The sequence below is a fragment of the Brucella pseudogrignonensis genome (assembly GCF_031454375.1).
Classification (GTDB): Bacteria; Pseudomonadota; Alphaproteobacteria; order Rhizobiales; family Rhizobiaceae; genus Brucella; species Brucella pseudogrignonensis_A.
In genome coordinates this window covers 390,220-411,170 of sequence record NZ_JAVDQT010000003.1, presented here as the reverse complement: position 1 = coordinate 411,170, position 20,951 = coordinate 390,220, and the positions used below count along the sequence as shown (strand labels likewise).

Sequence of the window (20,951 nt, the reverse complement as noted above, 5' to 3'; positions counted from 1 at the left end):
ATGGGTGAAGATGTTCCGGTCTATGATCTGAGAGGGCTTAAATGCCCTCTTCCTGTTTTAAAGACGCGCAATCGCTTGCAAAACATGGCAGCTGGCGCGCGTCTCTGGGTGGAAGCAACCGACCCTTTGTCAGGCATTGACCTTCCACATTTCTGCGCGCAGGAAGGCCACGCTCTGCTTTCGCAAGAGCGCCATGAAAACCTTCACCGTTTTCTCATTCAGAAAAAATAATTAACGGGTAGGAAATCCGGGAATTGCCAGCGGATTATCCATCATCGCGGCCCGGTCTGGACGATCAATCCCTGCCTTGCCAAGAAATGCGTCGAAAAGCTCACGCACATAGGCTTCCGGCAAATCCTTAACGATCATCACCAAAAGCGTTTCATGCTCGTCCTTTGGCCATTTTGGCAGGCGCGCGGGCGGATGGAAAATCTTCTGCACACCATGAATGACCAGCGGACGTTCCGGGTCTTCGGCAATCTGCACAATGCCTTTCACGCGCAGCAGCTTCTCGCCATGGGTCGAACGCAGCAGATCGAGAAACATTTCGAACGTCGAGAACGGAATCGGCTCCTTATGACGCAGCGAGAATGAGCGGATCGCATCATCGTGATGATGATGGTGGTGGTGATGTTCATGATCACAATCAGGGCCGCAAACATGGTCGTGGCCGTGGTCAGAATGGTGCGAATGATCGTGATGATGATCATCTTCATAGGCTTCAGCGTTCAGCCAATGCTGCACATCTGCCGTCTTGGTCTCAGGATTATAAAGCCCGCATTCAAACAGAGCCGCATAGCCCGTGCGCGTGTCCGACGCCTCCAGAATATCCGCACCCGGATTAAGCAGCTTCAGCCGCGCTTTGAGCGCTCCAAGCGCTGCCTGCGCTTCCGGCATATCGGCTTTGGTGATGACGATACGATCAGCCATTGCCGCCTGCTTGACGGCTTCCTCGTGATTATCAAGCGTCGCCATGCCATTGACGGCGTCAACGGTCGCGAGCACACCATCCAGACGGAAAGCCTGCATCAGAACCGGATGCCCCATGATCGAATGCAGCACGGGTGCCGGATCGGCAAGGCCGGTCGTCTCGATAATCACCCGCTTCAATGCCTTGATCTTTCCCGTCTGAAGACGGTCAATCAGATCAGCCAGCGTATCCACCAACTCGCCGCGCACGGTGCAGCAGAGGCAACCATCGGCAAGCTCGATCACGCCTTCGCTCGCTTCTTCAACCAGCAGATGATCGATGCTGACTTCACCAAATTCATTGATGATCACAGCAGTATCAGTAAGCGCCGGGTCTTTGAGCAAGCGATTTAGCAACGTGGTCTTGCCCGAACCAAGAAAGCCGGTCAGCACGGAAACAGGAATTGGATGCGGCATGGTACTATCTTAATTGATTGAAGCGGATGTGCGCTGCGGACGTGGCATCGGCACTGGAACCTGCGAAATATCGAGCTGTCCAACGCGTGTGATCTTCGCTGGTGGTGCTGAAACAAGTCCGACCTGAACCGGCACAGGCTCGCGGGTCATCGCGTGAATATAAGGCGAATTGAGCTGCAAACGTCCTTCGACATCGCGACCATCCCAGCGATCAGCCATGGCCTGCTGGCTGCAAATGGCCTTGCGCATATCCACTGCCTGATTAACTGCGCTGCTTGCAGGTGGCACCATCGTCCCAAGCGTCGGCACGCCCGCACCATTAGAGCGGAAAGCGTCGGTCATCAGCTGAGCTGCCTGCACCGCACGGTTTTCCTGACGATCAGCGCCCAGAACTATAGCCAGAATTGTCCGGCCCTGACGGGTTGCGGAACTGGCCAGATTAAAGCCAGACGCACAAACGAAGCCGGTTTTCATACCGTCCGCGCCGTCAAAACGACCCAGCAGAATGTTGTAATTGGCCTGTGGCTTCTTACCGTCGCCCGCGTCAATCGCTTCGGTATTAAAATAATGCGCATATTGCGGGAACTCACGACGCAGCTGCACACCAAGCACCGCCAGATCATGCGCGGTCGAATAATTGTTCGGATCATGCAGACCGTTTGGATTGGCGAAACGCGATCCGCTCATGCCGATACGCTGCGCTTCGGCATTCATACGCTTGACGAAAGCAGCCTCACTGCCGCCAACTGCTTCCGCAACGGCAACCGACACGTCATTGGCTGACTTGACCAGCATGATTTTCAGCGCGTTATCAAGCGTCAACACCGAACCCGGGCGATAGCCCATCTTGCTCGGCGGCTCTTTGGAAGCATTGACGGTCATCTTGACCGGTGACTCAAGCGTCAACTGTCCCGACTGGAGCGCCCGAAACGTGACATAAGCCGTCATCATCTTGGTAAGCGACGCCGGATACCAGCGCTGGAATGGATCCTGAGCCGAATAAACCTTACCGGTGGCCACATCGACAGCAATTGATGGGTTCGCCAGAGCGCTCGACAAAGTCAGGGCTGAAAGAGCCGCGGCTGCACAAAGGATTTTCAACGACTTCGAGATCATTCGTAGTTCCAATCAGCAAGAACGATAACCGCTTGCGAATACATCAATGAAAAAGGAGAATTTACTTTCTGTTATCTATGCCATGTGGCAATCAAAAGGCAAATAGGGATTGCCCGCTTTCACCGAAACGTCATATCCTGACAACTTCTGTACATAAAAAATCTCAGGATATTTTCGAAATGCCAGTGCTTAATCGTGTCGTCGAAACCCAAGCGGAGATCGCCGCATGGCGCCGTCATCTGCATCAAAACCCTGAACTGCTTTATGATGTTCACGACACGGCACGATTTGTCGAAGAAAAGCTGAAGTCTTTTGGTTGTGATCTGGTCGAAACCGGCGTTGGTCGCAGCGGCGTTGTCGCCGTCATCAAAGGTCGTCACGGTGATGGTCCAGCCATCGGTCTGCGCGCCGATATGGATGCGCTGCCGATTAACGAGACCAGCGGTGTCGAATGGGCCTCCCAGAATCCGGGCAAAGCACATTCCTGCGGCCATGACGGTCATACGGCAATGCTTTTGGGTGCTGCACAATATCTCGCTGAAACCCGCAATTTCCGCGGCTCTGCGGTTCTGCTTTTCCAGCCAGCCGAAGAAGGTGGCGCAGGTGCGCTTGCCATGGTTCAGGACGGCGTGATGGACCGTTTCGCGATTACGGAAGTCTATGGCGTCCATAATCTTCCAAGCTTGCCGGTCGGCCAATTTGCCATGTGCAAAGGCCCGATCATGGCAGCAACCGACGAGTTCGATCTGTCGATCAAAGGACGTGGTGGTCACGCAGCGCAGCCACACCGCACAATTGATCCGATCCTTGCTGGTTCACAACTGCATATCGCTATTCAAAGCATTGTTTCACGCAATATCGATCCGCTAGATTCGCTTGTGATTTCAGTCACAAAATTCAACGCTGGCGAAGCCTATAACGTCATTCCGGAAACTGCCAAGCTTTCGGGCACAGTGCGCACGCTAAGCAAAGAAACGCGCGCCTATGCCGAAAAGCGCATTCGCGATGCAGCGGCTGGTATCGCAGCTGTAACGGGTGCGGAAATCACCGTTCGCTACAAGAACAATTATCCGGTCACCTATAACCATGATAACCAGACCGATTTTGCAGCCCGCGTTGCAAAAAATGTCGCTGGCGAAGGCAAGGTGAAAACCGATGTAGCTCCGATGATGGCCGCGGAGGATTTTTCCTACATGCTGGAAGCGCGCCCGGGCGCTTATATCTTCCTTGGCAATGGCGATACACCTGGCCTGCATCATCCAGCCTACGACTTCAACGACGAAGCCATTCCTTATGGCGTGAGCTATTTTGTGTCGGTGATTGAAACCGCCCTCGCCGCCTGAAAAGCAATATGCAAATAAATGCGCCTGCCCCGCTTTTTGCGGGGTTGGCGAAAGCCACGAAAAACAGTATGTGTCGGAAAATGCTCAGCGCAAGCAGGGCTTTGATAGTGCTGGTCCCGTAGCTCAGTAGGATAGAGCGCAAGATTCCTAATCTTGAGGCCACTGGTTCGAATCCAGTCGGGATCACCATCAGACCAGAGGGCACCCCACACTGGTAAAGTGCCTCGTCAGATGATCTTCTTTTGGCGGTTTCTTGAAATCAGAAACCAACCCAGAATTGTTAGAACGAGCCCGCCGACGGCAAACGGCAACACCAGCACCATCAGCCAGAAGATGAACGCAGTCATCTCATCATTCCGTACTTCGGTACCCGACTGCATAATGTCAAAAATACTAATATCTGAAACGAAAAGCGTCGCGAGAAGACCACCGAGAACAACAATTCCGAGTATGAAACAGCCCCAGCCAATGCGCTGTCTGGTATCTGATAGGCGTGACAGAAAAGTCGTTACCACGGCAATTATAAGCAATTGAACCAGCAAGCTGATGACAATGATCGCGTCAACATTACCTGAATCTGATCCTGCTCCACCAAACTGAGAAAATACTGCTGGCACTAAAAGAGACGAGCCAAAGCGAGCAATTATCACGCCGAAAACAAGACTGATAATCCATTTTTTCCAGACAGGATTCATGTAATTCATTCCTTGTTGAGCCTGCTTTACCTGAAACAAAGCACTATCAATTTTATGATGTTATATACCGCGATGCTCAGACGGGCCAGCTGGCTTGCGAGAATACCCCGCCATCAACCCAGAGTGTCTGCCCTGTCACGAAGCGGGCGGCATCCGATGCCAGAAACAGCACCGGCCCTGAAATATCCTCGGCAGAACCGACGCGGCGCAATGGGGTAATCCGGCTCCAGCTTGCCGCATAATCTGGCTGTTCTTGCATCGTGCGCTCGTTGAGAATAGCGCCCGGCGCGACACAATTGACCCTGATGCCCTTGGGTCCAAGTTCTACCGCCGAAACTTTGGTGAATTGTTCAATCCCACCTTTTGAGGCCGTATAAGAAACCAGATTGGGAAAGGCGAGCTTATTGCAGCCCGAGCCAATATTGATGATCGAACCAGCTTTACCGACATCAACCATGCGTCTGGCTGCCGCTTGTGTATTCAGGAAACAGCCCTTCATATTGGTACGAATAACATCGTCCCAATCATCTTCGGAAAGCTCCAGCAAAGGTGCCCAGGCCTGAACACCGGCATTGTTGATGAGAACGTCCGGCGCATCGCCATACCAGCTGCAAACCTCATCAAAAAACTCATCCACTTCGGCAGCGGAACCAACATCGCACTCGATCCCAAGCGCCTGACCGCCTTGTGCCTCCACCTCTTCCATAAGTGTGTTTGACGGCTCTTCATCACCTTTGAAGCTGAAAGCAACAGCATATCCGGCCTCTGCGAACGCCAGAACCAAATGTCGGCCGATACCGGTGCTACCGCCTGTGACGACCGCAAATCCACTCATTCAACCCCTCCCAAAATCTTGTGAGTGAGACTTTAGTTGAGTTTTTCCAATGGTAAAGCCGGAAAGAGCGAAATAAGATTCTGGCGAAAGAGGAGTTACAAATGAATCTTGATATTCAAACTGCCAATGGTGCCTGCCACTGCGGAACCGTGCGCTTTCGCGTCAAACTATCCGATGGGCTTCACACGGCGCGCCGCTGCACGTGTTCTTATTGCCGAATGCGCGGTGCAGTCGCTGTTTCCGCAGATCTTAATGGCGTAGAAGTTCTGGAAGGCGAAGATGCGCTGACGCTCTACACATTCAATACGGGTGCGGCCAAGCATTATTTCTGCTCGAAATGCGGAATTTATACGTTCCACCAGCGCCGATCCAGCCCGCATCAGTTTGGCGTGAATGTCGCCTGTCTCGAAGGCGTCTCACCTTTCGACTTCAAGATCATTCCGGTCAATGACGGCGTGAACCACCCGTCCGACAATCCGAACTACAAAGGCTCCGGCATCGCGGGTTATCTGCGTTTTGAGGTGAACGAAGATTAACCCCGCGCGCGCCGCTTGTGTTCGTTTTTCTCCCATGAAAATACAACAGGCGGTAGCGGGTCGAGACCGCGAATAATATCCGCACCCTTTTCGCCGACCATGATGGTCGGCGCATTGGTGTTGCACGAGGGAACGCGCGGCATGATTGAGCTGTCACAAACCCGCAGACCTTCAAGGCCGCGCACTTTGAGTTCCAGATCGACAACGGCCATCGCATCCGTCCCCATCCTGCAGGTTCCGACCGGATGATGATCGGTCTTGGCATTGGCGCAGGCATAATCGAACAGATCATCATCACTGACGACCTTTAGCCCCGGCAGACGCTCCGCCATGACATAGGGCTTTAGTGCGTCTTGCTGCATAATTTCGCGCGCGATCTTCAGGCCTTCAAGCGACATCTTGCGATCATGCGGATCACTCCAGTAATTCGGATCAATCAGGGGTGCTGCAGCCGGATCATTGGAAGCCAGCCGCACGGTTCCACGCGAGCGCGGATGCAGATAAGCAGAATTAAGCGTCACCCCTGCATTCTTGAGCTTCTCGACGCCAGCTTCAATGCCCGAACCAAGCCCCAGATGAAACTGAATATCCGGTGAGCGGGCATCCGGATCAGCATACCAGAAGCCGCCGGTTTCAAAGAGGCTGGACGCCACCGGGCCAGAGCGCAGAAAGATATATTGCAGGCCAGCGCCCAGCGTCCGATGCAACTTTGCCACGCCATCATAGGTGTGATCGCCTGTGCATTCGGCAATAACAAACAGATCGAGGTGATCCTGCATGTTCTCACCCACACCCGGCAGATCATGCTTCACATTAACGCCAGCCTTTTTAAGATGGTCAGCAGGGCCGATACCCGATTGTAGCAGAAGCTTCGGTGAGCCAATAGCGCCGGACGAGACAATCACCTCACGGTTTGCGCGCAAAACCTCGCCGTTCATCAGTGTAACGCCGGTGACTAGGGTCTTTTCCAGATCGATACTGCGCACCGGCGCATTCATCCGCACAGTAAGGTTCTTGCGATCCCTGATCGTCGCGAGATAGGCAAGGGATGCAGAGGAGCGGCGGCGATTGCGCTGGGTGAGCTGATAAAAGCCGACGCCTGCCTGCTCACGGCCATTGAAATCCGGGTTATACGGAATGCCGAGTTCTTGACCCGCGCGTATATAGGCGTCGCAAATCGGCAATGGTGCGGAAGGCATCGAAACGCCAAGCGGCCCGCCATAGGAGTGAAAATCATCATTGAAACGCTGATTGTCTTCAGCGCGTTTGAAATAGGGCAACACATGGCGATAGTCCCAACCGGTGCAGCCGTCCTCAGTAGCCCATAGATCATAATCGGCTGCATTGCCGCGTGTATAAATCTGCGCATTGATGCTGGAGCCGCCGCCAATGACTTTTGCCTGCGTATAGCGCAACACACGATTTTTGAGGTGCTTCTGCGGAACGGTTTCCCAGCCCCAACTCGCTACACCCTTGGTCATCTTTGCAAAACCGGCAGGCATGTGAAACAGCGGATTCCAGTCGCTTCCGCCTGCTTCCAGCAGCAGCACTTTGATCGCTGCATCTTTGCTCAGACGATTGGCGAGAACGCAACCGGCAGGACCGCCGCCAACAATGATATAGTCGTACTTCATGCGTTTCTCCTCCCGAGAAACTAAAGCTTCGCAATCGACAGGCCACCATCGGCATTGATCGCCGAGCCCGTCGCAAAAATGAAATCACCGCCTGCAAGCCCGGCCACAATAGCGCCGACATCGCCTGCCTCGCCCCAGCGTTTCATCGGCACCAGACCACCTTCGATCAGTCCGTCATAACGCTCGGCAACACGCGCTGTCATATCGGTGCGGATGATACCGGGACGCACCTCGAACACGCCGATCCGTGCTTCGGCCAGCCGAAGTGCAAGCCCCTGCACAAAGGCTGTCAGACCCGCTTTGCTGATGCAGTAATCAAGCCTTTCGGGCGAAGTCATCACTGAAGAAACCGAACTGATCGTCACGATACTGCGCGGAAAACGCACATCCGTCACCGCCAGCATGGATTTCACCACCGCTTGCGTAAAAAACATCGTACCGCGCAGGTTCACATCAATAATCGTGTCGAAATTCTCAGGTTTCAGCCCGAGAAAATCGCCGCGCTCGACCGACCCCATGCCCGCATTGTTGACCAGACAATCAATGCCTCCAAGCTCATTCACAACGGCTTCAACCGTCGCTTCATGCGTTTCGATAGATGCCAGATCGCTTTCAAAGAAAGCCACCCTTCCCCCAAGCCCGCGCAATTCATGGATAACCGCCTCATCACGTTCACGGTCGGTAATCGCCAGATCAAACCCTTTGGCGGCCAAAGCACGCGCTATGCCAAGCCCGATACCACGCCGCCCGCCAGTCACCAGTGCCACAGATCTTTGACGGCTCATGCGAGCACCTCCGCTTGAATGTGATCAGCAACGCGCAGAGCTTGCGCCGCAATCGTCAGCGCAGGATTGACCGCCGCCGATGTCGGCAGAAACGACGCATCGACCACATAGAGATTGGGGTGGTCATAAGCACGGCAATAAGGATCAAGCGGCGCTGTTGCTGGATTATCGCCGATACGTACCGTGCCGCATTGATGCGAAGGCGTGCGGCGATCAAAAGCACGCGACAACACCACCGGAAACCCTGCTGCACGCAACGCGGATTTGAGTTTGTCGACCAGCATCAGATGCGCCTTCCAGTTGGAACGCACCCAATGCAGAATGATGCGATCACCATCCACGCTCACGCGACTTTCCGGCGATGGCAGATCTTCGCTCATCGCGTAAAAATCAATCGTATGTCCGGCAATCCGGTTCAGCATCCATTCGGGCAAACGTGGCATGTTCGCTTTCAGGATCGCACCCGACACGCGCCCCAGCAATTGCACATTGCCAAGCGGCGACCCGCCAGCCCCATCGCTGAGATAGTAATCGTTAAAGCCAAAGGTCTTCTGGTAGACGCTGTCATTGCGATAACGCGGATCAAACCCAATCACCGCACTGGCATTGTGGTTCATGAAATTGCGACCGACCTGATCGGAACGGTTCGCCACTCCCGAACGCAGCAAAAGCGCTGCTGACTGCACGGCTCCCGCTGAAAGAATGACCAGTTTGGGCCGAAGGACCAATGCCTCGCCATTCTTCGCATAGTGAACGGCTGTAATAGTTTTACCATCGGGGCCGGTTTCCAGCTTCGTTACCCGCGCGGAAGTTTCAAGCCGGACATTCGGGTGCTTGAGCGCAAGTGCTAACGGACAAGTCTCCGCATCCATCTTGCCGTCATTGCTGTTGGGATGCGCGTCCCACGGCGTTTTGGCCTTCGCCAGCCAGCGCTCAATATCAACACCCAATGGCAAGGAAGCAGGATGCAGCCCTGCCTTCTTCAGTCGTGCACGCAGATCGGCAATCGGGCTTTCATCACGGATAGCCGGATACGAATAGGGCTTTGAATGATAGGGTTCGGTCGGATCATCGCCCAATTCACCGCGCACCTGAAAAAGCTCTTCCGCCTTGCAATACCAGGGCTCAAGTTGATCATAGGCGAAGGGCCACGCCGGAGACACACCTTCAAGATGCGCAAGCTCCTCAAAATCCTCGCGCCGATAGCGCACCAGCACGGCGCCATAGAATTTGGAATTGCCGCCGACATTGTAATAATTTCCGGGATTGAACGGTGTACCATCCGTCTCATACCAGAACTCTTTCGGGCGAAAGAAACCACGCTGGAAAATGGCGCGCGGATCGCGGTTTTCCGGTCTGTCCGGCAGGCTCTCGCCCGCCTCCAGAATGAGAATGTCGGCACCTGATGCGCTCAGACCGGCGGCTATACTCGCGCCGCCGATACCTGATCCGATAATGACAATATCCGGCTGTCCTCCCAAAGCCGTCACTCCCTACTTAGCCTGCGGCATCCACCAGCCGGTACGCGCACCGATATGCATGTTGAGCGTCTTGGTTTCGGTATAATCCTCCACCGCATGACGGCCCAGCTCGCGACCCAGACCCGATTGGCGATAACCGCCAAAAGGCAGTTCCGGCGTACCGTCCATAAATGTGTTCATCCAGACCGTGCCCGCCCGCACTTTGCGGCCAATGTTCATGCAGGTATCGAAATCGCGGCTCCACACGCCTGCGGAAAGCCCGTAATCAACCGCATTGGCAATCGAAATTGCCCCATCCACCGTATCAAAAGACAGCACCGACAGAACCGGTCCGAACACTTCTTCACGCGCCACAGCCATGTCGGCTTTCACACCTGCAATAATGGTCGGTCCCATATATTGGCCAAGGCCGAGATCCAGCACATCGCCGCCATGGGCAATTGCAGCGCCCGCCTTTTTGGCCTGATCGACATAAGCGCCAACCTTGCTCAAATGCTGTGGCGTGATAATCGCGCCCACTTGCGTGCTGACATCGAGCGGATCGCCGACGATCACTTTCTTCGACAGATCAGCGACACGCCCGACAATCTCATCAACAATCGAGCGATGCACGATCAGCCGCGAACCGGCATTGCAGCATTCGCCTGCATTGAACCATGCGCCGAACACGGCCGCATCGATAAAGGCATCCATATCCGCATCCGGGAACAGGATTTGCGGATTCTTGCCACCAAGTTCCAGAGACACTTTCTTCAGCGTCTGCGCCGCATTGGCCATGGTCAGCTTGCCCACACCGGTCGAGCCGGTGAACGACACCATGTCCACATCTGGATGCGTGCTCATATGCTGGCCGACATCAGCGCCTGTTCCGGTGATGATGTTGACGACACCATCCGGCACACCGGCTTCAGCCAAAATTTCACCAAGCAACAATGTCGATCCGGAAGTCAGCTCCGAAGGCTTTACGACTGCTGTGCAGCCCGCGGCCAATGCGAATGGCAGCTTCTGGCCCACGATCAGGAACGGGAAATTCCAAGGCGTAATGATGGAAACAACGCCAATTGCCTCGCGCAGCACGACGCCGAGCGTCCCATCGCCCAGATTATTATAGCTCTCGCCATGAAGATCACGCGCAAGCGCTGCCGCATAGCGCCATATGTCCACCGAGCCTGCAATCTCGCCGCGCACCTGAGAAATCGGCTTACCCGCTTCAATTGCATCGAGATAAGCAAGCTCTTCGGCCCGAGCTTCAATCAGATCGGCGGCTTTCAGCAAGATCAGCGAACGTTGAGATGCGGTTTTAGACGACCAGCGCCCGTCGTCAAAAGCCTTTCGCGCGCTCGCAACCGCGCGTTCCACATCAGCCTTGTTGCCCGCCGGATACCGGCTCACGGTCACGCCATGGCCGGGCGCTACGCGTTCAATAGTCTCACCGCTTTGGCTTCCAACCCATTTACCATCGATCAGCATCGAGAATTCACGAACTTCAAGCCCGTTTAGTGGCTGCGGTTTTACGACTACGCTCATCACCATTTTCCTTCAAAATTTGCTTCGCGCTTTTCGGTAAACGAGCGCACGCCTTCTTTCAGATCACCGGTCTTGGCGACCAGAATGGAACCTAGCGCCTCAACTGCCGTGCCATTATCCTCGCCATTGGCGACCGACAGCATCAGTTTGGAAATTTCCAGCGCAGCGGGTCCGCGTTTTGCCACCCGCGCCGCATAATCTTGGGCTGCTTTTAAAGCCGCACCCGTCTCCACCACATGATCGACCAGCCCATGCGATAGCGCTTCGTCTGCGGTAAACATTTCGCCACCCAGCACCATGCGGCGCACGATCTGCGCACCGAAGCGGCGCACAAGACGCTGTGTGCCCGACCAGCCGGGGATCATGCCGAGCGAGGTTTCCGGCAGGCCGATTTTTGCCTGTCGCTCAACAATGCGGATATCGGCGGCACCCGCCAGTTCCAGACCGCCGCCCAGAGCATGACCGTTCATCGCTGCGATCAGTGGTACACGCAAAGTCGCAAGCCGCTCAAACACACGATGACCGTAGCGTACCCAGGCATGGCCGAATTCTGCCGGTTCCATGCCGCCCCAGGCCTTGATGTCGCCGCCTGCGGAAAAAGCCTTGCCTTCGCCGGTCAGGATCGCAACGCGCACGGAGCACTCCGCTTCCACCCGATCACAGGCGGAAGATAATTCCTGCAAAAGCTCAATATCAAACGCATTGAGCTTTTCGGGCCGCTTGATGGTCATGACGGCGATGTGGTTCTCAATCGAGATGTCTATCCGTTGAGCCATTTAAGCCTCCAGCTTTCGCGCAGGCTTTTGCGGCAGTGTCAGACCAATCGGCTCGTCACGGAACAGTGCCTCATCCATGAGTTTAAGCTGATCCGAAACAATCAGCGGAAACTCAGCTTGGTCCAGAATATGCGTCTGCAAATCCACACCCGGCGCAATCTCGGTGAGCACGATGCCTTGCCGCGTCAGCTTCAAAACCGCGCGTTCCGTAACATAGGTGATGTCCTGTCCCTGCGCGACACTGCGCGGACCGGAGAATGTAACATGCTCAACCTCATTAACGAGCTTTTTGAGCTTGCCTTCCTTCTCGATCACCAGCTTGCCGTCTGCAACCGAGAGCTTGGCCCCTGCATTGAACATGCCGGAGAAGACGATCTTCTTGGCCCTTGCAGTAATATCGACAAAACCGCCAGCACCAGCAGTCACATGCGGACGGAATGACAGCTTCGATACATTGACCGAGCCGTCGCGTCCGATCTCAAGGAAGGACAGAAGTGAAGCGTCGAAACCCGCCCCCTGAAAATAGGTGAACTGATAGGGTGACGGCATATAAGCATCAGCATTGGACGCGCAGCCAAAGGCAAAGTCGAGAAGTGGCACGCCGCCAACTGCCCCCTGCTCAATCACCCAGGTCACCGCACCATGCAGACCCTCTTCCAACAGAATGCGCGGCACATTGGCGGAAATGCCGAAGCCAAGATTAACCACACTTCCTGCCTGCAACTCCTGTGCGACACGCCGCGCAATCGCCTTCTGAATATTGAATTCAGGCAAGCGGAATGTATCGAGCGGACGGAAAATCTCGCCGGAAATTGCCGGATCGTAAAGTGTCTGTGTTGTCTGCTTCTGGTCGGGATCAACGACGATATAGTCAACCAGAACGCCCGGAACGCGCACATCATGCGGTTTCAGCGTGCCTTCCTTGGCGATGCGCTTTACCTGCGCAATGACGATGCCGCCATTGTTGCGCGCAGCCAGCGCCTGATCCAGCCCACCAAGATATGCGCCCTCATGTTCATAGGTGAGATTGCCGCGTTCATCAGCAGTGGTAGCGCGGATGATCGTCACATGCGGCACGATATTGGGGAAATAGAGCCAGTCCTCACCTTCAAAACTGACCTGCTTGACGACCGGCTCCTCACGCGCCTTGTCGTTCATTGCCGATCCCTGACGCTTGGGATCAACGAAGGTATCAAGCCCCACTTTGGTCAGTACACCGGGACGCTTGGCAGCCGCCTCGCGATGCATATCAAACAGAATACCAGACGGAATATTGTAGGCCGGAATCTCGTTATTGGTTATCATCTGCCAGATCAGCGGCGGCTCAGAACTTGATGGCCCTGACGGATAAGAACCACCGATGATCTTTTTAAGAAGCCCCTTTTTGGCGATGTAATCGACACCCTTGATGCCACTCATATCGCCAGCGGCAATTGGGTGCAGCGTGGTGATATTCTGGGGATGACCGGTTTCATCAAAACGCTCGCCAATGGCTTTCAGCATCATATCCGGGCAGCCGAGGCCGCTCGATGAAGAAACCGAAACGACAGCGTTGTCGGGAATAAGTGATGCTGCTTCCGCAAATGAAATATGTTTGCTCATAATTTTTAAAGTCCTGAATGAACAGCAGTTGCCTTACCGGTCTTTGCAGCCTCAAGCACGGCAAGCCCGGTCGCAAGCGACCAGATGCCATCCTCCAGAGTTGCGGAAGGCTGACCTTTACCTGCGATGGCATTATGGAAAGCCTGCAAGGCGGTTTCGTAGAGATTCTTCTGGTCGAGCGGCAATTCGTGCTCGCCATCCTTGTCACGCAGAATGACGGTTCCCACCGGCTTTTGCGTCATGACATTGCGTGCAATGAGTGAGCCTTCGCTGCCATGCACTTCAAAGCCGGTTTCCGCATATTTGGTGGTGAATGCATCGTGGAACTGAGCAATCGCGCCGGAGGAGAAGCGCAGCACACCCATCACACCGTCTTCCAGCCCTGCGCCGCTTAAGCCACCCTGCTGGCTGAAAGCCACAGCTTCGACCGGGTCTTCACCCAGCACAAAGCGTAATGTATCGGCATCATGCACGGTAATATCGAGGATCACACCACCGCCCGCATCAGGGCGCTCAATGCGCCAGCCTTGCAAATGCGGCGGCAGATAAACCGCGTGGAAAACCCGCGCGGCAAGCGCCTTGCCGATCTTGCCTTGGGCTATCGCATCACGCATGGCGCGGTGGCTTGCAGCATTGCGCAAATGATGATTTGTGCCCGCCACAACGCCCGCTTCACGCACGGCTTTCAGCATTTCGTGGGCATCGCCAATCGTCAGCGCCAGCGGCTTTTCGCACAGAATATGCTTGCCTGCTTTGGCGGCGGCAATCGCCTGATCGCGATGCAGTTCATTGGTTGTGGAGATATACACAGCGTCGATTTCCGGATCATTCAACAGCGCATCAAGGCTTGTCACCGAGCGGGAAATACCATTCTCGCGGGCATAAGTTTCGCCACGCGCAGCATTGGTGCTGTAAACGGACGCAACTTCGCCACGGGTCGCGCGAATGGCACCAATGACCCATTCTTTTGCAATGGTGCTTGCGCCTATAAGGCCCCACTTTGCCATGCGAATTTCTCCTCCTTTTTAGATTGCGTACCGCAACTTGCACGCACCGCAAGACGCACCGCCAAACGCTGCGCCTCCGCCTCCACCCGTTCCGAATTGATCTGTTTCAGCAAAAGCTGCGCCGCACGTTCTCCCAAACCTTGCGGATCAACAGCTACAGTTGTCAGTGCCGGAACAGCGGTCTTTGCTTCGATCACATCGTCAAAACCAACCACAGCGAAATCCCGACCCGGTTCCAAATTTGCAGCGCGCAAACCATCGCAGACCCCAAAGGCCACAGCATCATTGAAGCACACTGCCGCCGTCGGCTTCATGCCGTGCCGCAACATGCGCTCAACTGCTTCAACACCGCCAGCACGTGAAGGCGCAGAGGTGAAGACCAGCGCATCATCAAACACGATGTCCGCCTGCTCAAGCCCCGCACGATAGCCCGCAACTCTTTCAGCAAAAACAGCGGTATCCGCATAGCCGCCCATGAAAGCGATTACGCGATGCCCCAGCGAGAAGAGATGCTCAACCGCCTTTGCCACACCGCCACGATTGTCCGAAACAATCGACGACACACCCGATCCCGGCACATCGCGCACCATCTGCACAACCGGCAGGCCGCTTTTTGCTAAAGGTTTCAGATCACTAGCCTCGGTGCCACGCGCCGGCGAAACGATCAGCCCGGCAATGCCATGCTCACGCATCGAAGCAATCACCTCACGCTGGCGATCAATGCTTTCCGCTGTATTGGCGAGAAACTGCACATAGCCTGCCGATTGCATGACGCGATCAACACCAACGGCAAGCTCAGCAAAGAAGCTGTTGGTCAGATCATTGACCACAAGCCCAATAATCTTCGATTTCGACTGCCGGAGATTGGCGGCCGAGCGATTATAGACATAGCCGAGCTTCTCAATCGCTTCCTGAACCTTAGCCCGGGTCTCGGCATGGACCAGAGGACTATCGCGCAGAACAAGCGATACAGTCGACTTCGACACACCTGCTTCGCGTGCGATATCGATGACTGTGACGCTGCTCTTGCTCATATCTGTCTCCTGTTCCGCCAAGTTAATTGGAACGATCTAAATTTGTCAACTTTTTTAATAAACACGGAACTGCTGTATTCTTTGACATCGGTATTGCTTATTTTTTGAAGAGTTTCACGACGATAAATGCAAAATCAGAGCCTGAAATCGCATTTTTTATGCACCATATTGAAATTTGGAACGATCTAAATTATTCATGTGGTCGTGGAGTTAGAGGACTGACATGAGCGCATCATCAGAAAAAATGCTGACCCTGCCAATCGCTGACGGCAGTGTAAAACCATATCACCTGATCGGCACCCCGACACCGCGCCCCGCCTCTCCTCCGAAATTCAACCGCATTGCCTATGCCGCAGCGCATGTGGTTTCAGACCCGCTGAGAGACAGCAATCCATGGAACAATCCGGCAATTGACTGGGATGCGACTATGGCTTTCCGCCATCACCTCTGGAGCCTCGGCTTTCAGATCGCAGAAGCGATGGACACTTCACAACGCGGCATGGGTCTCAATTGGGCCGGGGCGCAGGAGCTGATCCGCCGCTCACTGGAAGAAAGCAAAACCGTAGCAGGCGCAGATCTGGCCTCTGGCGCTGGCACTGACCATCTCGATCCGTCAGAGACAAAAAGCCTTGATGACGTGATTAAGGCTTATGAAACCCAAGCTGAATTCATCGAAAAACACGGCGGTCGTTTCATTCTGATGGCCAGCCGCGCACTCGCCCGCATCGCCCGTTCGCCAGAGGATTATGCCAAGGTCTATAGCCATATTCTCACCCATGCCCGCGACAAGGTCGTACTACATTGGCTGGGCGATATGTTCGACCCACAACTCACAGGTTACTGGGGTTCCGACAAGTTTGAAGATGCGCTTGATACGGTCATTGGCATTATAGAGGCCAATCGCGACAAGGTTGAAGGCATCAAGATTTCACTGCTCGAAGAGCGCTACGAGATCGCACTGCGCAACCGGCTCCCCGATGGCGTCCTCTGTTTCACGGGCGATGATTTCAACTATGCGCCATTGATCGAAGGCGACGGCGACAAACACAGCCATGCACTGCTTGGCATTTTTGACGCCGTAGCACCACAGGCTTCAAGCGCGCTTGCCGCCCTCGCCGACGGTGACAATGCCCGCTTCCGTGCTATCATCGAGCCAACTGTGCCACTATCGCGCAAAATCTTTGAAGCGCCGACGCAGTATTACAAGGCAGGCGTTGTGTTTCTCGCCTGGCTTAATGGACACCAAAGCCATTTCACCATGCCCGCCGGAATGCAATCGGCACGCAGTATCCTGCATTACGCGGATATTTTTCGCCTCGCAGATCAGGCAAATGTGCTGGATAAGCCGGAACTTGCAATTATCCGCATGAAAAGCCTGCTGGATATTTACGGTGTGAAATAAACTCATCTATTTCAATAATAATATTTCAACTATAAATACGTGAAATTTAAAATAAATAGTAATATTATTAAGTATTCTATATCGATAATTTATAATAAAAAGATATATTTCGAAAAATAAAAATTGTATTGATTTTTATATTTCATTCGGACAAAAATACAAAAACTAACAGTTATCAATTTATTTCATTTAAATTACATCATTCTTGTGTAGAGATGAGTTAAATTCATGTCAGTAAATAAGACTATTATAAACTCATCAATACTTGTATCACTGAGTTCCTATGCGTTTGCGGAAGCTCCTGTTTATGAGGTTCATGGCTCATTTGGAGGGGCTCGTGCTGATGCGGTCAGTGTGTCTGCAAACGGAAAAGTATTTGGCGTGCGCCGTATGTCTTCCAGTGGCGCTTACGACAAATCATTTATCGTCACTCCAGACGGAATAACGGATATCGGATCACTCATCGACTCGGGTGGGACAGCGCTTATGGCAGTCTCGGCAAACGGGGTTGCAGCAACGGGTATCAGCACCGTCAACGCAACAGAAAGCCACGCTTTCTGGTGGTCATTCGATACCGGCATGATCGACATAGGCACGCTCGGAGGGGCGGCTTCTTATGCCAACAGTATTTCATCAGACGGAAATGTCGTTGCGGGTGATAGCCAGACCAACAATAACGCGACAATTGCTTTTCGATGGACGCCTCAGGACGGTATTCTAAGCCTTGGTACCCTCGGTGGAGACGTATCTTTCGCAAATGCTGTGTCCGCGGATGGCAGTACCATTGTTGGATACTCAACAATGGACAGCTTCGAAACAAGAGCATTCCGCTGGACACAATCCTCCGGAATGTACAACCTGGGTAGTCTTGGCGGCAATAACTCAACTGCCCGGGGTGTTTCATCCGATGGATCAGTTATCGTCGGAACCAGTGATACCAGCGACGGCCAGCAGCATGCATTCCGTTGGACGGCGCAAACAGGGATGGTCAATATACATTCGCTTCTGGGCTCTCAACAAAGCATAGCAGATTTGGTTTCTGCCGATGGAAATGTTGTCGCTGGAGCGGCCATTTTCGATACCGGCTTTAATGAGGCATTTCGCTGGACTGCACAAACAGGAATGATCAGCCTCGGCTCGCTCGGCGGTGGGCTTTCTCAGGCTCTGAGCATGTCCGCGGATGGCAGTGCAGTTGTCGGTTACAGCTACACAGACACGATGGCAATGCACGCCTTTCACTGGACTACCCGTGACGGCATGATCGACCTTGGCACGATAGGCGGCACCAGCGCAGTGGCATGGGACATTTCTGAAGACGGCAGTGTCGTCGCCGGAATGTCGGAAACAGCCGAAGGCAATATTCATGCGACATTATGGAAGATTCCAAAGCCTGAACCGGTCATCGATCCAGTGGTCACTCCTGAAACCCCGACAACAGATCCAGAGACTGGGCCAAACCCAGGCGAAAATCCCGGCTCTGGTCCCGTAATCACTCCATCACCAACCGAACCATCAATTGAGGCGCCTGTGATCATCGACGTCGATCACACGGTTGCCACGGTTCTTAAGCTGGCAAACATTGGTTTCTCCGCAATGGAAGCGCAGCGCCTCACAGTCAATAAATTGCAAGGGGTCTGCAATGTAGATGCAGCAGGTAAGACCTGTTTCACGCAATTCACGGATTTTAGCGGATTTGGCGATCAGCGAGACCTCTTATCTGGTTTAACTCTGGGCCATGGCTTTACAGAAAACTTCTCAGCCGGTTTAACGCTGGCGCATTCATTCTGGCGTCAACAACCAGATGGATATAACTCCGGCAGCGACAATTTCGGCGGCGGTGCTTATGCGCAGTGGCAAGACAAGACCGCATCCGGCGAATGGTATATGCGTTTTACCCTCGCAGCCAATCGCTACGATGCCGATATTATGCGACCCCGCCTGGATTATACCGAAGCTGGAACCGGCGAAAGCCGCGTGCAAGGCTGGAGCTCGGCGCTGGAAGCCGGACGCACTGAAAATCTAAGCTTTAACAATGCGCGTTTCGGCTATTATGGCGGACTTCGTTATAGCGAGGTCACCATGGACGGTTACACCGAAACCAATGCGGAGTTTCCATTCACATATAGCGATATGACCTATAGGCTCACGACTGCATATGCAGGAGCCAATTATAGTGCAGCACTCAATGATCGGCTTCGTTGGTCCGCCAATATCGAAATCGAACAGGATCTTGTGCACGACGATCCGGAGTTTAACGCAAAAGCAGATTATATTGGCGGGCTGGTATTCAGCTCTGACTTTGCCCACACTCGAGGTTCGGCATCCACAAGTCTGATTTATGCAATCAATGACTCAGTCGATCTGTCATTCACGCCCTATCTCATTCGTACGGCAACCCGGGAAAATGCCCTCGGAGCAACGGCCAGAGTATCCGGCAGATTTTAAACGATCATCTTAAACTTGTCAGAAGATAGGTTTAAACCCAATAAAAAGCCTCGCAGAATATTATTCTGCGAGGCTGTCATATGTCTCGAAAACCGTTTCGCAGTTTTCAAAACTAGCTTTAATTAGCACCTCAGCGCCAGCCGAGAGCCGGTGCCACATGCTTGAGGATCGCTTCAATCACATGCGCATTATATTCGACGCCGAGCTGATTTGGCACGGTCAGCAATAGCGTATCGGCTTCAGCAACCGCTTCATCCTGAGCCAGCTCTTTGATCAGCGCGTCCGGCTCAGCCGCATAGGAGCGACCAAAAATAGCGCGGGTGTTCTCATCGATATAGCCGATGGAATCCTGCTCCTTGCTGCCACCACCAAAATAAGCGCGGTCGCGATCATCAACCAGTGCAAAGATGCTGCGGCTTACTGAAACGCGTGGCGTTCTGGTATGTCCGGCTTCTTTCCAGGCTTCACGATAAGCACGAATTTGCGCAGCCTGCTGAACATGGAACGGCTCGCCCGTTTCATCATCTTTAAGCGTCGAGCTTTGCAAATTCATGCCAAGCTTTGCGGCCCAGCGTGCCGTTGCATTGGAGCCTGCACCCCACCAGATGCGATCGCGCAGACCTTCCGAATACGGTTCAAGACGCAACAGACCGGGAGGGTTTGGGAACATCGGACGCGGGTTTGGCTGGCCAAAGCCCTGCCCTTTGAGTGCCTCAAAGAAAACCTCGCCATGTTTGCGGCCCATATCGGCATCGCTTGCGCCTTCTTCCGGTGCATAACCGAAATAGCGCCAGCCATCGATCACCTGCTCTGGCGAGCCACGGCTCAGACCAAGCTGCAGGCGGCCTTGCGAGATAAGATCAGCAGCACCGGCATCTTCCGCCATGTAAAGCGGGTTTTCATAGCGCATGTCGATGACGGCAGTGCCGATCTCGATCTTACTGGTTTTTGCACCCACGGCTGCAAGCAGCGGAAAGGGCGACGCAAGCTGGCGTGCAAAATGGTGCACGCGGAAATAAGCACCGTCTGCGCCAAGTTCTTCAGCTGCAACGGCCAGATCAATCGACTGCAAAAGCGCGTCACCTGCCGAGCGGGTGCCCGACTGTGGTGAAGGCGACCAATGTCCGAATGAAAGAAAACCTATCTTTTTCATATTCATTTTCCTCAAGTGCCCGTCCTGTGCGTGCGGCTGCACTTTTCAAGTGTTCTCGCAGAATATGGCTTTGCGCGATAGCCATTGAAAGTGGGCTGAACACTGTGTTCATGAAACAGAATATAGCGGCGTAATAAAACAGCGAATGCCGACACGTTGACAGTCTATACGGACCCGATTAAGCCTTGTTATCA

Annotated in this window: 18 protein-coding genes and 1 tRNA gene; 6 read left to right on the top strand and 13 right to left on the bottom strand. The window is 53.9% G+C overall.

Going from position 1 to position 20,951, the window contains the following annotated elements:
- Complete coding sequence (locus J2782_RS12780) at window positions 1-231, top strand: sulfurtransferase TusA family protein (RefSeq protein WP_404989632.1); 231 nt, start codon at window positions 1-3, stop codon at window positions 229-231.
- Here the strand turns inward: J2782_RS12780 and J2782_RS12775 are convergent, their stop codons facing one another.
- Window positions 232-1,386 carry a CobW family GTP-binding protein gene (locus tag J2782_RS12775; protein WP_310013101.1) on the bottom strand — a complete coding sequence of 385 codons (1,155 nt, stop codon included), beginning with the start codon at window positions 1,384-1,386 and terminating at the stop codon, window positions 232-234.
- A gap of 9 nt (window positions 1,387-1,395) precedes the next feature.
- Entirely contained in the window at window positions 1,396-2,502 is a 1,107-nt protein-coding gene (locus J2782_RS12770; protein ID WP_310013099.1) for a D-alanyl-D-alanine carboxypeptidase family protein, read from the bottom strand.
- 179 nt (window positions 2,503-2,681) lie between these two features.
- Between J2782_RS12770 and J2782_RS12765 the strand changes: the two genes are divergently transcribed.
- Both J2782_RS12765 and J2782_RS12760 read left to right on the top strand, forming a co-directional pair.
- Window positions 2,682-3,845, top strand: a complete 1,164-nt coding sequence (locus J2782_RS12765) for a M20 aminoacylase family protein (protein ID WP_310013096.1) — start codon at window positions 2,682-2,684, stop codon at window positions 3,843-3,845.
- Between the two features lie 112 nt (window positions 3,846-3,957).
- A tRNA-Arg gene (locus tag J2782_RS12760) sits at window positions 3,958-4,034 on the top strand.
- 38 nt (window positions 4,035-4,072) lie between these two features.
- On the opposite strand, the gene J2782_RS12755 is transcribed toward J2782_RS12760, so the two are convergent.
- A complete protein-coding gene (locus tag J2782_RS12755) occupies window positions 4,073-4,579 on the bottom strand; it encodes a hypothetical protein (protein ID WP_310013094.1) in 507 nt (168 codons plus the stop codon).
- Between the two features lie 37 nt (window positions 4,580-4,616).
- Window positions 4,617-5,375: an SDR family NAD(P)-dependent oxidoreductase gene (locus J2782_RS12750; RefSeq protein ID WP_310013090.1), complete on the bottom strand. Its 759-nt coding sequence runs from the start codon at window positions 5,373-5,375 to the stop codon at window positions 4,617-4,619.
- A 101-nt stretch (window positions 5,376-5,476) separates the two neighbouring features.
- Here J2782_RS12750 and J2782_RS12745 point away from each other — a divergent pair, with 101 nt between their 5' ends.
- Window positions 5,477-5,911, top strand: coding sequence for a GFA family protein (locus J2782_RS12745; protein WP_310013087.1), 435 nt, complete (start codon window positions 5,477-5,479; stop codon window positions 5,909-5,911).
- On the opposite strand, the gene J2782_RS12740 is transcribed toward J2782_RS12745, so the two are convergent.
- Genes J2782_RS12740 through J2782_RS12705 form a run of 8 tightly spaced genes read right to left on the bottom strand, consistent with a single transcriptional unit; the run spans window position 5,908 to window position 15,757 of the window.
- The gene (locus tag J2782_RS12740) at window positions 5,908-7,545 is read right to left on the bottom strand and encodes a GMC family oxidoreductase (protein WP_310013084.1); all 1,638 of its coding nucleotides are present in this window, start codon (window positions 7,543-7,545) and stop codon (window positions 5,908-5,910) included. The two genes, J2782_RS12745 and J2782_RS12740, sit on opposite strands and share 4 nt — an antisense overlap.
- A 20-nt stretch (window positions 7,546-7,565) precedes the next feature.
- The gene (locus tag J2782_RS12735; protein WP_310013083.1) at window positions 7,566-8,330 is read right to left on the bottom strand and encodes a 3-ketoacyl-ACP reductase; all 765 of its coding nucleotides are present in this window, start codon (window positions 8,328-8,330) and stop codon (window positions 7,566-7,568) included.
- Window positions 8,327-9,811 (bottom strand): GMC oxidoreductase, encoded by a 1,485-nt coding sequence (locus J2782_RS12730; protein WP_310013349.1) that lies wholly within the window; start codon window positions 9,809-9,811, stop codon window positions 8,327-8,329. Before J2782_RS12730 ends, J2782_RS12735 begins: the two co-directional genes overlap by 4 nt.
- Before the next feature lie 12 nt (window positions 9,812-9,823).
- Window positions 9,824-11,344 carry an aldehyde dehydrogenase family protein gene (locus J2782_RS12725; RefSeq protein WP_310013082.1) on the bottom strand — a complete coding sequence of 507 codons (1,521 nt, stop codon included), beginning with the start codon at window positions 11,342-11,344 and terminating at the stop codon, window positions 9,824-9,826.
- Window positions 11,338-12,114 carry an enoyl-CoA hydratase/isomerase family protein gene (locus J2782_RS12720; RefSeq protein ID WP_310013079.1) on the bottom strand — a complete coding sequence of 259 codons (777 nt, stop codon included), beginning with the start codon at window positions 12,112-12,114 and terminating at the stop codon, window positions 11,338-11,340. The genes J2782_RS12725 and J2782_RS12720 overlap by 7 nt, the downstream gene beginning before the upstream one ends.
- On the bottom strand, window positions 12,115-13,716 hold the full coding sequence (locus tag J2782_RS12715; protein WP_310013076.1) for an acyl CoA:acetate/3-ketoacid CoA transferase: 1,602 nt from the start codon (window positions 13,714-13,716) through the stop codon (window positions 12,115-12,117).
- Between the two features lie 5 nt (window positions 13,717-13,721).
- On the bottom strand, window positions 13,722-14,723 hold the full coding sequence (locus J2782_RS12710) for a Gfo/Idh/MocA family protein (RefSeq protein WP_310013070.1): 1,002 nt from the start codon (window positions 14,721-14,723) through the stop codon (window positions 13,722-13,724).
- Window positions 14,702-15,757: a LacI family DNA-binding transcriptional regulator gene (locus J2782_RS12705; protein WP_310013069.1), complete on the bottom strand. Its 1,056-nt coding sequence runs from the start codon at window positions 15,755-15,757 to the stop codon at window positions 14,702-14,704. Before J2782_RS12705 ends, J2782_RS12710 begins: the two co-directional genes overlap by 22 nt.
- Before the next feature lie 223 nt (window positions 15,758-15,980).
- On the opposite strand from J2782_RS12705, the gene J2782_RS12700 reads away from it, so the two are divergent.
- The gene (locus J2782_RS12700) at window positions 15,981-17,159 is read left to right on the top strand and encodes a dihydrodipicolinate synthase family protein (protein WP_404989631.1); all 1,179 of its coding nucleotides are present in this window, start codon (window positions 15,981-15,983) and stop codon (window positions 17,157-17,159) included.
- A 228-nt stretch (window positions 17,160-17,387) separates the two neighbouring features.
- Entirely contained in the window at window positions 17,388-19,604 is a 2,217-nt protein-coding gene (locus J2782_RS12695; protein WP_310013068.1) for an autotransporter domain-containing protein, read from the top strand.
- Window positions 19,605-19,734: 130 nt separating this feature from the next.
- Here the strand turns inward: J2782_RS12695 and J2782_RS12690 are convergent, their stop codons facing one another.
- Window positions 19,735-20,757 (bottom strand): LLM class flavin-dependent oxidoreductase, encoded by a 1,023-nt coding sequence (locus J2782_RS12690; protein ID WP_310013067.1) that lies wholly within the window; start codon window positions 20,755-20,757, stop codon window positions 19,735-19,737.
- Window positions 20,758-20,951 lie beyond the last annotated feature (194 nt).